13 protein-coding genes are annotated in these 12,936 nt (G+C 61.0%); 8 read left to right on the top strand and 5 right to left on the bottom strand.

From position 1 onward, the window contains the following. The first annotated feature begins 48 nt into the window (after positions 1-48). From KAK11_RS10570 to KAK11_RS10555, 4 genes are all read left to right on the top strand, one after another. Positions 49-255, top strand: a complete 207-nt coding sequence (locus KAK11_RS10570) for a heavy-metal-associated domain-containing protein (RefSeq protein WP_210809058.1) — start codon at positions 49-51, stop codon at positions 253-255. Between the two features lie 161 nt (positions 256-416). Then, positions 417-1,985, top strand: a complete 1,569-nt coding sequence (locus tag KAK11_RS10565) for an ABC transporter substrate-binding protein (RefSeq protein ID WP_210809056.1) — start codon at positions 417-419, stop codon at positions 1,983-1,985. Between the two features lie 186 nt (positions 1,986-2,171). Beyond that, complete coding sequence (locus KAK11_RS10560) at positions 2,172-2,648, top strand: MaoC family dehydratase (protein WP_210809054.1); 477 nt, start codon at positions 2,172-2,174, stop codon at positions 2,646-2,648. A gap of 111 nt (positions 2,649-2,759) precedes the next feature. Further along, positions 2,760-3,452: a response regulator gene (locus tag KAK11_RS10555; RefSeq protein WP_210809053.1), complete on the top strand. Its 693-nt coding sequence runs from the start codon at positions 2,760-2,762 to the stop codon at positions 3,450-3,452. A gap of 51 nt (positions 3,453-3,503) precedes the next feature. Here KAK11_RS10555 and KAK11_RS10550 read toward each other — a convergent pair whose 3' ends face one another. Both KAK11_RS10550 and KAK11_RS10545 read right to left on the bottom strand, forming a co-directional pair. Then, the gene (locus tag KAK11_RS10550) at positions 3,504-4,349 is read right to left on the bottom strand and encodes a segregation and condensation protein A (protein ID WP_210809051.1); all 846 of its coding nucleotides are present in this window, start codon (positions 4,347-4,349) and stop codon (positions 3,504-3,506) included. A gap of 11 nt (positions 4,350-4,360) precedes the next feature. Further along, positions 4,361-4,561 carry a DUF3460 family protein gene (locus KAK11_RS10545; protein WP_210809049.1) on the bottom strand — a complete coding sequence of 67 codons (201 nt, stop codon included), beginning with the start codon at positions 4,559-4,561 and terminating at the stop codon, positions 4,361-4,363. Positions 4,562-4,899: 338 nt separating this feature from the next. Between KAK11_RS10545 and KAK11_RS10540 the strand changes: the two genes are divergently transcribed. Continuing rightward, complete coding sequence (locus tag KAK11_RS10540) at positions 4,900-5,406, top strand: hypothetical protein (protein WP_210809048.1); 507 nt, start codon at positions 4,900-4,902, stop codon at positions 5,404-5,406. Positions 5,407-5,420: 14 nt separating this feature from the next. Here the strand turns inward: KAK11_RS10540 and KAK11_RS10535 are convergent, their stop codons facing one another. The 3 genes from KAK11_RS10535 to metG all read right to left on the bottom strand — a co-directional run bounded on the left by KAK11_RS10535 (position 5,421) and on the right by metG (position 10,132). Continuing rightward, positions 5,421-7,094 carry a SulP family inorganic anion transporter gene (locus KAK11_RS10535; protein WP_210809046.1) on the bottom strand — a complete coding sequence of 558 codons (1,674 nt, stop codon included), beginning with the start codon at positions 7,092-7,094 and terminating at the stop codon, positions 5,421-5,423. 47 nt (positions 7,095-7,141) lie between these two features. Next, entirely contained in the window at positions 7,142-7,927 is a 786-nt protein-coding gene (locus KAK11_RS10530) for a hypothetical protein (RefSeq protein ID WP_210809044.1), read from the bottom strand. A gap of 159 nt (positions 7,928-8,086) precedes the next feature. Beyond that, on the bottom strand, positions 8,087-10,132 hold the full coding sequence (gene metG / locus KAK11_RS10525; RefSeq protein WP_210809042.1) for a methionine--tRNA ligase: 2,046 nt from the start codon (positions 10,130-10,132) through the stop codon (positions 8,087-8,089). Positions 10,133-10,304: 172 nt separating this feature from the next. Between metG and KAK11_RS10520 the strand changes: the two genes are divergently transcribed. The 3 genes from KAK11_RS10520 (at position 10,305) to KAK11_RS10510 (ending at position 12,914) form a co-directional block, all read left to right on the top strand. After that, positions 10,305-11,042 carry a glycine-rich domain-containing protein gene (locus KAK11_RS10520; RefSeq protein ID WP_246498812.1) on the top strand — a complete coding sequence of 246 codons (738 nt, stop codon included), beginning with the start codon at positions 10,305-10,307 and terminating at the stop codon, positions 11,040-11,042. Positions 11,043-11,183: 141 nt separating this feature from the next. Further along, positions 11,184-12,071, top strand: a complete 888-nt coding sequence (locus KAK11_RS10515) for a dienelactone hydrolase family protein (protein WP_210809040.1) — start codon at positions 11,184-11,186, stop codon at positions 12,069-12,071. Between the two features lie 66 nt (positions 12,072-12,137). Beyond that, a complete protein-coding gene (locus KAK11_RS10510; protein ID WP_210809038.1) occupies positions 12,138-12,914 on the top strand; it encodes a ZIP family metal transporter in 777 nt (258 codons plus the stop codon). Positions 12,915-12,936 lie beyond the last annotated feature (22 nt).

Raw genomic sequence — 12,936 nt, 5'->3', positions numbered from 1 at the left:
TGAGGGGATACTGGAGCTCATGTTCAGTTCCCCCTTCAGGAGCATTCCATGATTGAGTTCAAACTGCCGGACATGAGCTGCGGCCATTGCGTCAAGGCCGTCACAGCCACGGTGCACAAGCTTGACCCCCAAGCTCAGTTGACCTTCGATCTCCCCAACCGCACCGTGCAGATTCAGACTCGCGCCGACGAGGCCCCGAGCCCTGAAGCCTTGGCCGCCGCCTTGAGCGCCGAGGGATATCCCCCCGCCGCCTGAGCGTGCTGCTGCGGCACTGCGGCTTGCACGCCGGGGCTGCGCTCACACACATTCGCTCAACAACCGCGTCAGGCTATCGGGAATCCCCCGGGCAAGGCCAGCTCGTCCTTGCCTACACTCCGTGCCTACGCCTTTGTTGAACTGCGAGAGGAGCTTTCTTCATGAAACGTCATTTTCTGCCGGTAGCCCTGGCCGCTTTGTTGGCCGCGGCTGGTTTGCAAGCCCAGACCTTGCGCTGGGCCAGTCAGGGTGATCCGCAGACCATGGACCCGCACTCTCAGAACGAGTCCATGACCAATATGATGAACGGGCAGGTCTATGAGCGCTTGGTGATGCGCGACAAGACCTTGGCCATCGTCCCAGCCTTGGCCACCAGTTGGCAACAAGTGTCTCCGCTGCTGTGGCGCTTCAAGCTGCGCCCCGGCGTCAAGTTCCACGATGGCACGCCCCTCACCGCCGACGACGTCGTGTTCTCGGTGCAGCGCGGTGCGGCCCCGACGTCACAGATCAACCCCTATGCCACGCAAGTGGGTGAGCCCGTCAAGATTGACGACTTGACGGTGGAGTTCCGACTGAAGGCGCCCAACCCCATTTTTCTGCAGCACATCGACACGCTGTGGATCATGAGCAAGGCTTGGAGCGAGAAGCACAAGGTCACCAAGCCCCTGGACTTCAAGAACAAAGAAGAGACCCATGCAGGCATGAATGCCAATGGCACCGGCCCTTATATGCTGGTCAGCCGTGCGCCCGGTATCAAGACGGTTTACAAGCGCAACCCCAACTGGTGGGGCAAGATGGAAGGCAACGTCCAGACCATTGAGTACACCCCCATCTCCAATGACGCCACGCGTTTGGCGGCCTTGGTCTCTGGTGAGATTGACTTCGTCTTGGACCCGGCTCCGCGTGATGTGCCGCGTCTGCGCAATACCTCTGGCGTGAAGATCATCGACGGCCCCGAGAACCGTATCGTCTTCATTGGCATGGATCAGGGCCGTGACGAGTTGCTCTACAGCAGCGTGAAGGGCAAGAACCCCTTCAAAGATCAGCGCGTTCGGCAGGCCCTCTACCAGGCCATCGACATCGAGACCATGCGCACCAAGTTGATGAATGGCCAGTCCTTCCCCACGGGGGGCATGACGCCTTCACCACTCGGCACCTACAACGACCCTGAGCTGGAGAAGCGCCTGCCGTTTGACTTGACCGCAGCGCGCAAGCTGATGGCTGACGCCGGCTATGCCGATGGTTTCGAAGTCACTTTGGATTGCCCCAATAACCGCTATATCAATGACGAAGAGATTTGCATTGCCTTGGCGGGCATGTGGTCGCAGTTGAAGGTCAAGGTGCGTGTCAACGCCATGCCTCGAGCGACCTACTTCCCCAAGCTCGAAAAGCTCGACACCAGCCTCTATATGCTCGGCTGGGGGGGCGCCATCACCGACGCTGAGACCACACTGACGCCCGTGATGCGCAACCGCGGCGAAAAAGTGGGAGCCTATAACTACGGCAACTCCAAGAACGACAAGTTGGACCAACTCATTGCTCAAAGCAGTGTCGAGCCAGATCCCAAGAAGCGTGAGGCTCTGGTCAAGGCTGCGCTGAAAGAGCAAAAGGACCAAGTCCATACCCTGCCGTTGCACCGCCAGGTCATTCCTTGGGCTGCTCGCCAAAATGTCAGTGTGGTGCACCGCGCCGACAACTGGCTCGAGGTGCAGTGGATCACCGTCAAGTGACGCAGGGCCTCGGGTGAGGCCGCACGGATTGCCAAGACAGCGGCCCCTGATGAAGGGGCCGTATTTTTATTGTCAGGCTGGCGGAAGGCGCGATACCATCTCTTCTCTCGGGCAAACCTATAAAAAGTTGAGGTCTCCATTGTGGGCAGGCCAAGCCCATTAAAAGATCAGGTAGGAGATCCTGTCATGAGTACCCCCACGACCCATTACGCCCATTTGGCGGAGCTGTCCGCGCTGGTCGGTCAACGCTTGGGCTCCAGCGAATGGATGCTGGTAGATCAAGCGCGCATTGACCGCTTTGCCGAGGCCACCGGCGACCTCCAATGGATCCATTGCAATGAACTACAGGCGTCTGTGGGGCCGTATGGGTGCACCATCGCGCACGGTTTTCTCACGCTGTCGCTCATCTCTGCCATGTTTGACAGCGCCTTTGTGGTGGACGACGTTGTCATGGGCCTGAACTATGGCCTCAACCGGGTGCGTTTTCCGGCGCCGGTGCTGGTCGGTCGCCGCGTCCGCGGCCACTTCACCCTGCAAGCCTTTGAGCCTTTGGAGGGCGGCGCCCAGCTGGCGGTGCTGGTCGAGGTGGAGTGCGAAGGGCAGGACAAGCCTGTGTGCGTGGCCGAGACGCTTGGCCGTCGATACACCGTCAGCGACCGCTAGAGCTTCTGCACGCCGAATTCCTCGTCGAGCCTGCTACGATGGCACACAGCATTGCGGAGACGCAATTTGTGCGAGGTGCCCGTGACGGCACGTGTTCAGGTGCTAGGTTCGATGAAAGTTCTACTGGTAGATGACCATCCGCTGATCCTGGCTGCATTGAAGGCCATGATCGAAGGCATGCACCCTGACGTGCACGTGAATGCCTTGTCGAATGCCGATGAAGCGCGTGCAGCATTGCGTGAAGACCATGACCACGATTTGGTCTTGCTTGATTTGCAGTTAGGCGAAGTCAATGGCTTCGACCTGTTGGCAGAGTTTCGTCGCGATTACCCGGCACTTCCTGTGGTCGTGGTGTCAGCGTCAGACCGCTCGGGGGACGTGATTCGCGCCATTGACTTGGGCGCCATGGGCTTCTTGCCCAAGCGCATGGCCACTGAAGACTTGGCCGATGCGCTGCGCTTGGTGATGGACGGCGGCATTTTTGTGCCGACCATGGGCTTGTCGATGGATCACGAAGGTTCCTACACCGCCCCTGCACCGCGCAGTGCCCCGCTGCCGCCTTCGCCGATGCCGCCGCGCCGGCCTTCCATGGAGGAGCTGGGCCTGACCCCTCGCCAGAACGAAGTCTTGCAGTTGCTTTTGCAAGGCAAGCCGAACAAAGACATCGCGCGCCGGCTCGGTCTGTCTGTGGAGACCGTCAAAGATCATGTGCAGGCGGTGCTGCGCGCTTTGGGCGTCAATTCCCGTACGCAGGCGGTGCTGGCTGTAGGTCAGATGACGCAGCAGCGGCGAGGAAGCTTTTGAGCGTCGTGCGCGTGCCGTGAGGCCATCTTGCGCGGCGTCAGCTGCTCATGCTCAATTGGGGCTGTAAGCCAAGCGCACGTAAATCGGCGCAAAGGCTTCGGCTTGCGTGATTTCCAGCAATCGCTCGCGGGCCAACTCGAGCATGGCGATGAAGGTCACCACCAGCACCGGTGCACCTCGCGTGACATCGAACATGTCCCGGAACTCGACGAAGCGCTCGCCCTGCAGGCGCCGCAACACGATGCTCATGTACTCGCGCACGGAGAGCTGCTCGCGCGAAATGTGGTGGTGTTGGTGCAGCTTGGCACGCTTCAAGATGTCCGCCCAAGCATCTCGCAGATCATCGGCAGAAACATCAGGGAAACGGGGCGCGAGCGCTTGCTCCACGAAGACTTGCGAACGCAGAAAGTCTCGGCCGAGCACGGGCATCTGATCGAGCCGTGCGGCGGCGAGCTTCATTTGCTCATATTCCAGCAAGCGCCGCACCAACTCAGCCCGCGGGTCTTCGGGCTCGCTGCCGTCATCCGTCTTCTTGGGCGGCAGCAGCATGCGCGATTTGATCTCGATGAGCATGGCCGCCATCAGCAAGTACTCTGCAGCCAACTCTAGGTTGGTGCGACGGATCTGCTCGATGTAGCGCAAGTACTGCTTGGTCACCTCGGCCATCGGAATGTCGAGGATGTTGAAGTTCTGCTTGCGGATCAGGTAGAGCAGCAGATCCAAGGGCCCTTGGAAGGCCTCCAGAAAAACCTCTAGTGCATCTGGCGGGATGTAGAGGTCATTGGGCAGCGTGAACAGCGGCTCCCCATAGAGGCGAGCCAGCGCCACCCCATCCACCACCGTGGGCGTGTCCAGCTCGGGCGAGGCCGCCGGAAGCAGGAGATTCTCGTCCGCCACGGTGCGGGGGCTCAGTGCTTGTTCTGGTAGACGTAAGGCTGTTGTGCCACACGTGCGGCCTGGTAAGCGGCGGCGGCCTCACGGTCTTGCGGGCGATCCCACAGCAGGCCCCGGCCTTCGCGCTGTTCAGCTTCCAGGGTGGGCTTAGCGGCCTTCAATTCATCAATGAATTGAGTCACGTCGGACTTGTAGTGTTTCCAAAAAAGCGGCATGGCTGTTCGGCGCACGGCGCCGTGGTGGTGTCAGGGCAATCCCGCATTGTAGCGGGGCACTGACGCAGCGGTGCATCCGTCTCGGCCCATCGCGGGCGGCGTGCAGCGCCTGAGCTCATGCTTGGGTTAAATCACCCAGGGTGGGTGGGGCAAAGGCCCCATTACCTGTGGCCCTGGAGCGCTGAATCCGCTGTAAGTGCTTGATTTCTAAACGGCCATGGCGGTCAGCGGTGTGGCACCGAGACGGGCATGGTCTTTGCAATGTGCAAATCACCCTTTTAATGATCTTGGTGAGGTGAACAATGCCAGTCAATAGCATCTTGAAGCGCTGCTGCTCAATGGCCGTCTTGGCCACGTGTTTGTTGGCGTCCTTGGCGCAGGCTCAGACCTATAAGAAGCAGACCGTGACCTTCAACGACTTGAGCGCGACGCCCATTGGCTTGAACGTGCCAGCCGGGTACGGTGGCTTCAATTGGGGCTTGCAGTGGTACTACATGAGCACCACCAGCGCTGAAACCCTGAACTATCTGGCCATGGGCACCCTCCAGGCCGGCACGCTGATCCAACGTGTCGACAGGGCACCGTTTTACTACGATGGAGCCACGTTCTGGAGTCGTCGAGGGGCAGACGCCAACGGGTCTTTCTATTACGTGCTGTACCTGCAGGGCAAAACCGTCTTTGATGGCACCCAAAGCTCTAAAGGGCGCATGCGTTTCACCGGCACACCGAGGCTGATTCCGACCGGCTACAAGGGCTTGGTGGACGGTGTCGCCTTTGTCTTTCACAAAGATGACTATGACCACGTGGCCGCGGACGACTTCCGCTTCAGGGTCGCTGCGCCATGACCCTGGAGGGCAGGCTAGGTCGTGCTGCCGGGCGTCCATTCGCCCACGCTGGGGACGATGTGGTCTGCCCCCAGCTTGGCCTCAAAGCCAGAGCGGCGAATCAGGCCCAGAGGCTGTTCATTGACGCTGGCCAAGACCAGCGCCACCTCACGCTTGGCCAGTGCGTGCCAGAGTTGCTCCAGGGCATCCAGGCCCGAGGTGTCCATGGACACCAAGCGATGCATCTCCAGCACCACCACACGACAGCCGTCCGGCAGATGTCCTGGCAGGGCTTCAATCTTGCCCACGGCGCCAAAGAACAGGGAGCCGTAGAGCTCGAAAACCGTCACGCCCGGCGGTAGGTCGGCGGTAGAGACCGGCGAGACGCGAAACAATGTGCTCATGCGGTAGATGAAAAAGCCGCAGGCCGCGATCAAGCCCATCTCGACAGCCACGGTCAGGTCAAACACCACCGTCAAGACGAAGGTCCCCACCAGCACCACGCGATAGGGCAGCAAGAAGTGTTTGAGCCGAGCAAACTCTCGCCATTCGCCCATGTTCCAGGCCACGAACAACAAGATGCCCGCCAGGGCGGCCAAGGGCACATGCACGGCCAGGGGGGCCGCCACCAGCACGATGATCAGCAAGGTGGCCGCATGCACCATGCCGGCAATGGGGGTTCGGCCGCCGGCCCGCACATTGGTGACGGTGCGTGCAATGGTGCCGGTCGCCGGAATACCCCCGAAGAATGGGGTGACGAGATTGGCCACACCCTGGGCCATCAGCTCTTGGTTGGGGTCATGGCGCGGGATGTCCGCCATGTTGTCGGCCACGCGGGCGCAGAGCAGGGACTCAATGGCCCCGAGCAGCGCGATGGTCAGCGTGGGGATGACGAGTTGCTTGGCCGTCGCCCAGGTGAACTCTGGCAAGGCAAAAGCAGGCAGGGCCTGCGGAATGCCCCCAAACTTGCTGCCGATGGTCTCCACCTGCAGGCCAAAGGCCTGGGCCACCAAGGTGGCGCCCACCAGCGCGATCACGGTGCCCGGCACCTGGGCCGCCACTTGCCGCGTCTTGTGGCGCCAGCCGGTGGCACCGTCCGGCGCCGCATAGCTCTTGGGCCAAATGACCACCACCGCCAAGCAGCCCATGCCCAGCATCAAGGCCCAAGGGTTGAGGCTGTGGATGTTCGCCCCCAACACACTCAGCTGGGTGAAAAAATCGGCCGGCATCTTGGCAATCTGCAGACCCAGCAGGTCTTTGACCTGTGAGAGTCCAATCAGCACCGCGATGCCGTTGGTGAAGCCAATCACGATGGACACGGGGATGTAGCGCACCAGCGCACCGAGCTTGAGCCAGCCCATCACGAACAGCAGCACCCCCGCCAGCGAGGTGGCAATCAGCAGATTGGCCAGCCCATAGCGTTCGACAATGCCGTAAACAATGACGATGAAGGCGCCGGCCGGCCCGCCAATCTGCACATTGGAGCCACCTAGCGCAGAGACCAAAAAGCCGGCAATGATGGCCGTGAACAGGCCGGCTTCTGGCTTGACGCCGGAGGCGATGGCAAAGGCCATGGCCAGCGGCAAGGCCACGATGCCCACCGTGACCCCCGCGCCCAAGTCCGCCAAGAAGTGCTTGCGTTCATAGCCCGCCAGGGTTTGGCTCAGGCGGGGCTTGAAGGGATGCAAGGGGAACGATGAAGAGACCATCGGCCAATTGTGGCGCGACCTCCTGACGCAGCCTTAACGCTGAGCACTCAACCTTTCAGCAGTGAAGGCACCAAGCGAGCCAGTTCCGCGTCCAAAAGCTTGGTCAAGCTGTCGACCTTTCCTTCAGGGCTAAGCACCTCCCATGGGGCCGTCAAGGATCCGTTCTCGGGAACAAAGTATGTCGAGGCCTTGGCGGTCTGACTCCTGACTAATGAGGCCTTGTTGACGTCGATCAACAAGAGCTGAAGGTATACGTAGGGTGCCAACACGCCTTTAGTCGTGTTCTGAGTGCCGATCTCATTGGTTCTTATTTCTGAGTCCACGTAAAAGCCCATGCCCTCAATCATCCCGAAGCCAATCGTGGTGTAAGCCAATTGCAGTTGTGCCGTGCTTCGATACTTCATGAGTACCAAGGCATGCGTGCAGTTGGCTTGCCGCGCTGCGTCAGTCACCGTCGCGACCATGTCTCGCATGCCCGCTGCACTAGCCATCGCGTCCTGCTGCAACTCCGTCCACATTTGGCCTTGGGTCCCCAACATCGTGATGTTCTCGGGTGCGAAGTGACCTCTAGCGTACTGGTCAATCATGAGCATCGCTCTGTTGTCCATCAAGCCTGACTTGAGGTTCAATGAGCTGACACGTGTAGACAGTCGGCTGCCCACTTGACCGCCTGTTTCGACCACATGCACATCGCGTCCAAGCATGGACATCACAGCGAGCTTCGGTGCTCCCGCCGTCGCTGCGGAAGCGATGTTTGCCCAGAGCCCGACAGCAGACGCTACAGCCGCAACCCCGACCCGCAGGGCTTGGCGCCGATTTGACACAACAGACATGAATGCTCTCCAGAGTTGAGTAAGGACCTCAGCCCAACCACTACGGTGGTGAAGTAATGGGCGTTAGTCTTACAAAGCTCCGTCTAGCCGTGAACTGGTGTGCGATGAATTGCAGCTTCAGGGGGGCGAACTGCGTCTAGGCTCGTTGATCGGTGCCGCTCATCGCACCCGCATCCCAGGCTGCGCCCCCGGGAAGGGCTCCAGCACAAAGATGCCGGGATTGGCCTTTTCGTCGGCGTGGCTGGCGGCGAGCACCATGCCTTCACTGATGCCGAACTTCATCTTGCGGGGCGCCAGGTTGGCCACCATCACCGTGAGCTTGCCTTCCAGATCTTCAGGCTTGTAAGCGCTCTTGATGCCGCTGAAGACATTGCGCAGGCGGCCTTCGCCCACGTCTAAGCTCAGGCGCAGCAGATTGTCGGAGCCCTCCACATGCTCGGCCTTGACGATTTTGGCGATGCGCAGGTCCACCTTGGTGAAATCGTCGATCTTGATTTCGGGCGCCAGGTCTTCGCCACCAGGGATGACTTGGGGCGGTGCGGGCGGCTCCAGCAGGGCATCCAGCAGCTTCACATCCACGCGCTGCATCAGGTGCTGATAAGCGCCAATGGTGTGGGCGCCCAAGGCGCGCTCAGCGTCCGCAAACACCAAGGGCTCCACCTTGAGGAAGGCCTCGACCGCCGTGGCCAGCGCAGGCAGCACGGGCTTCAGATAGATGGTCAGCACACGGAAGGCCTCAATGCAGGTGCTGCAGACATCGTGCAGGGCGGCGCGGCTATCTTCCGACTTGGCCAGTTCCCAAGGTTTGTGGGCGTCCACATACTCGTTGACCTTGTCGGCCAGCGCCATGACCTCGCGCAGGGCTTTGCCGAACTCGCGCTCTTCATAGAGCTGCTCGACGGTGGGGCGGTGCGCCCGCAGGGTGTCCAGCAGGCTGCGGCCTTCCACGCCTAAATCGGCGCTTAGGCGGCCCTCAAAGCGCTTGGCCAAAAAGCCGGCGGCGCGGCTGGCAATGTTGATGTACTTGCCCACCAAGTCGCTGTTGACGCGGGCGACAAAGTCTTCGGGGTTGAAGTCGATGTCCTCGACTCGTGCGTTGAGTTTGGCGGCAATGTAGTAGCGCAGCCACTCCGGGTGCAGGCCCAGCTCCAGGTATTTGAGCGGGCTGATGCCGGTGCCGCGGCTCTTGCTCATCTTCTCACCGCCGTTGACGGTGATGAAGCCGTGCACATTCACTTTGTCGGGCGTCTTGCGGCCGCTGAAATGCAGCATGGCGGGCCAGAACAAGGTGTGGAAGTAGGTGATGTCCTTGCCAATGAAGTGCACCTGTTCCACAGTCGGGTCGGCAAAGAAGGCGTCATAGTCCCGGCCGGTCTTGGCGAAATAGTTTTTCAGCGAGGCCAGATAGCCGATGGGGGCGTCCAGCCAGACATAGAAATACTTGCCCGGAGCGTCTGGAATCTCAATGCCGAAATAGGGCGCATCGCGCGAGATGTCCCAATCGCCCAGGCCGCCGTTGCCCTCTTCGTCCTTGGTGAACCACTCTTTGATTTTGTTCAGCACCTCGGGCTGCAAGCGCCCTGGGGTTTGGGTCCAGCCTTCCAAAAACGCCAGGCAGCGCGGGTCCGAGAGCTTGAAGAAATAGTGGTCCGAGGTCTTGAGCACCGGGGTCGCGCCGGAGAGGGCGGAGTAGGGCTTTTTCAGGTCGGTGGGGGCATAGACCGCGCCACACACGTCGCAGTTGTCGCCGTATTGGTCTTGCGCGCCGCACTTGGGGCACTCGCCCTTGATGAAGCGATCGGGCAGGAACATGCCCTTCTCCGGGTCGAAGAACTGCTCAATGGTTTTGACGCTGATCAGCTCGTTCTTGCGCAGCGCCCGATAAATGTCTTGCGCCAGTTCATGGTTTTCTGGCCCGTCGGTCGAGTGCCAGTTGTCAAAGGCGATGTGAAAACCGTTCAGGTACTGGGCGCGGCCTGCCGCCACTTCGGCGACAAAGGCCTGCGGCGTCTTGCCCGCCTTCTCGGCGGCAATCATGATCGGCGCGCCATGGGCGTCGTCCGCGCAGACAAAGTGCACCTCGTGCCCCTTCATGCGCTGCTGCCGCACCCAGATGTCTGCCTGGATGTATTCCATCATGTGCCCGATGTGGAAGGGCGCGTTGGCATAGGGCAGGGCGGTGGTGACGAAGAGCTTGCGGGTCATGGGGCGCGGGCCGTGAGGCTGGGCTGGGCAAAAGGGGGATTCTAAAAGCCTGGGCGCCTCAGCCTGGCGGGCGCGTGTGCGGCGCGATCCGCCACAATGGGCCAAGGCTCCTTGAGGGTCAAGTGGCGGTCGCTGGCGCTCGCTGCAGTCTTGTACATGATGGCCCCTTGAGATGCACATTCTTTTCATGGTGTTGACGGCAGTCGCGGTCGTGGGCGCGCTGGTGTTTGTGCCTCGCTACCGCAGGCTCCAGCGCGAAGCCTTCATTCGCCACTTTGAGTTTCCCAAGGGCTTGTTTGAGAAGCTCAGGTCCAAGCACCCCCACCTGAGCATCAAGGATTGCCAGTTAGTCGCTCATGGTTTGCGCCAGTTCTTTCTGGCGCACTTGCTCAGCGGGCGGCGCTTTGTCTCCATGCCCAGCGAGGTGGTGGATGACCTGTGGCACGAGTTCATCCTCCATACACGCAACTATGAGGTGTTTTGCCGCCAAGCCTTTGGGGCTTTCTTGCACCACACCCCAGCCGTGGTGTTGGCCGGTGGCCAGCGGCAACAGAACGAGGGTTTGCGGCGGTGTTGGTGGTATGCCTGTAAGGACGAGAACATCAACCCGCATCAGCCGACCCGGCTACCTCTCCTGTTCGCCTTGGACGCCAAGCTCAACATCCCTGGCGGGTTTCGATATGTGCCTGATTGCCAGGGCGTGCGGCGCACGGACGATGGCGGAGATATGGGTCCAATCGCCTATTGCGGCGGCGAGTTCGCGAGTTCGTCTTACGACGGCGGCACCGCGGGCTTTGGGGACGGCGCTTCTGAGGGCGGCGCTGGGCATGGTTCCTCCTCCGGCGATGGGGGCAGTGCTGATGGTGGCGGCTGCGGTGGCGGCGGGTGTGGTGGCGGGGGCGGTGACTGAAGGCAAGGGGCAGCACCGCACCCCACAGCCGATTGAATGCGCGCTGAGTGGGCTGATGGGCGGGCCGCCAGCAAGATTGGCGGGACTCATGGAGAATCCACGTACCCACCCCCTTTTACTCAACCTCTGAGGAGATCACCCATGCAGGAGCCTAGTTTGATGAAAGACGGCGCAGCGTTGTTATCCGGCCAAGACCTGTCGCGACGCGGTTTCGTCGCCGGGGCGGTGGGGTCTGGTTTCGCGCTGGCGGTCCAGCCCATTCAGGCTCAAACCGTCGTCAAGACCTCGCATGAGGGCCTGGAGGCCGGTGAGGTCAGCATCCCCGTGGGTGATTTCAAGATGCCCGCTTACCGAGCGCAGCCCAAAGGGAAGTCGAACGCGCCGGTGGTCTTGGTGATCAGCGAGATCTTTGGCGTTCATGAGCACATTGCCGATGTGGCACGGCGTTTCGCCCACGCGGGCTATTGCGCGATTGCGCCCGAATTGTTCGTGCGCCAGGGGGATGCCAGTGCTTACGCCGAGATTGCCAAGCTGATGAGCGAGGTCATCTCCAAAGTGCCTGACGCCCAGGTGATGACGGATCTGGACGCCACCGTGGCCTGGGCCAAAACGCAGGGCGCCGACACCTCCAAGCTGGCGATCACCGGCTTTTGCTGGGGCGGGCGCATCACTTGGTTGTACAGCGCTCACAACCCTGGTGTGAAGGCGGGTGTGGCTTGGTATGGCCGCTTGGTGGGGGTGAACTCTGCCTTGCAGCCGCGCCACCCTGTGGATGTGGCCACAGAGCTGAAGGCGCCGGTGCTGGGGCTTTATGGTGAAAAAGACACCGGCATTCCGCTTGACACGGTTGATAAGATGAAATCAGCGCTGGCGACGGGCTCTGCGGCCGCCAAGCGCAGCGAGTTTGTGGTGTACCCAGATGCGCCGCATGCTTTCCATGCTGATTACCGGCCCAGCTTCAGGGCGGAAGCAGCGCAGGATGGCTGGAAGCGCTGTGTGGCTTGGTTCAAGGCCAACGGTGTGGCCTGAGCTGTCGCGGCTGCCCCAGCCCGCGCCCCATTTGGGGCGCGGTTTTGTTTTGTCTAAGCAAAGTTCATGACCCTGTTCTACATTGTCTTGGCTACCCTGGTTGGCGGCGTGCTGTCGGTGGTGGTGGCGGCGTCGCTCACCGTGCATGTGCTGGGCCGCGTGGTGAAGCACTTGGTGAGCCTTTCGGCCGGTGTGTTGCTGGCCACGTCGCTGCTGCATGTGCTGCCTGAGGCCTTTGAAAGCAAGGTTGAGCCACACAGCCTGTTCGCGACTCTGCTGGGCGGCTTGCTGTTTTTCTTTTTGTTGGAGAAGGCAGAGCTGTATCGCCATGCCCATCATCACGAGGGCGATGGCCACGATCACCATCACCACTTTGATGAAGACCAAGCCGGACGCGGTGGTTACAGCGTTCTGGTTGGCGACAGCATCCACAACTTCTGCGACGGCGTCATCATTGCCGCAGCGTTCTTGGCCAGCCCCCAGCTCGGCATCACCACAGCCTTGGCTGTGATCCTGCATGAGATTCCGCAGGAGGTGGGCGACACCATCGTGCTGATTAACGCAGGGTTTAGCAGACGCAAAGCCTTGCTCTACAACGCCTTGTCAGGCCTGGCTGCTGTGGCCGGCGGCGTGGTGGGCTACTTTGTGGTGGGCGCCATGGAGGAGATCTTTCCGTATCTCCTGGTCGTGGCGTCCAGTAGCTTCATCTATGTGGCTGTGGCGGACCTGATCCCTCAGATGCAGCGGCGCCTGCCTTGGCGGGAGATGGCCGAACAGGTCGCTTGGATCGCTGTGGGCTTGGGGGTGGTGATGCTGGCCAAGGCCTTGATGCACAGCCACTGAATGGGCAGGGCTGCAGTGGTGT

It is taken from the genome of Ideonella paludis, from assembly GCF_018069865.1.
GTDB lineage: Bacteria > Pseudomonadota > Gammaproteobacteria > Burkholderiales > Burkholderiaceae_C > Ideonella > Ideonella paludis.
This window is presented reverse-complemented; position numbering and strand designations above follow the sequence as displayed.

Excerpts from the sequence above, each read along its gene's own strand:
- KAK11_RS10560 (WP_210809054.1), top strand. The coding sequence starts at position 2,172 with ATGAGTACCCCCACGACCCATTACGCCCATTTGGCGGAGCTGTCCGCG.
- KAK11_RS10530 (WP_210809044.1), bottom strand. The coding sequence starts at position 7,927 with ATGTCTGTTGTGTCAAATCGGCGCCAAGCCCTGCGGGTCGGGGTTGCG.
- KAK11_RS10565 (WP_210809056.1), top strand. The coding sequence starts at position 417 with ATGAAACGTCATTTTCTGCCGGTAGCCCTGGCCGCTTTGTTGGCCGCG.
- KAK11_RS10515 (WP_210809040.1), top strand. The coding sequence starts at position 11,184 with ATGCAGGAGCCTAGTTTGATGAAAGACGGCGCAGCGTTGTTATCCGGC.
- KAK11_RS10520 (WP_246498812.1), top strand. The coding sequence starts at position 10,305 with ATGCACATTCTTTTCATGGTGTTGACGGCAGTCGCGGTCGTGGGCGCG.
- KAK11_RS10555 (WP_210809053.1), top strand. The coding sequence starts at position 2,760 with ATGAAAGTTCTACTGGTAGATGACCATCCGCTGATCCTGGCTGCATTG.
- metG (WP_210809042.1), bottom strand. The coding sequence starts at position 10,132 with ATGACCCGCAAGCTCTTCGTCACCACCGCCCTGCCCTATGCCAACGCG.
- KAK11_RS10570 (WP_210809058.1), top strand. The coding sequence starts at position 49 with ATGATTGAGTTCAAACTGCCGGACATGAGCTGCGGCCATTGCGTCAAG.
- KAK11_RS10510 (WP_210809038.1), top strand. The coding sequence starts at position 12,138 with ATGACCCTGTTCTACATTGTCTTGGCTACCCTGGTTGGCGGCGTGCTG.
- KAK11_RS10540 (WP_210809048.1), top strand. The coding sequence starts at position 4,900 with ATGGCCGTCTTGGCCACGTGTTTGTTGGCGTCCTTGGCGCAGGCTCAG.
- KAK11_RS10545 (WP_210809049.1), bottom strand. The coding sequence starts at position 4,561 with ATGCCGCTTTTTTGGAAACACTACAAGTCCGACGTGACTCAATTCATT.
- KAK11_RS10535 (WP_210809046.1), bottom strand. The coding sequence starts at position 7,094 with ATGGTCTCTTCATCGTTCCCCTTGCATCCCTTCAAGCCCCGCCTGAGC.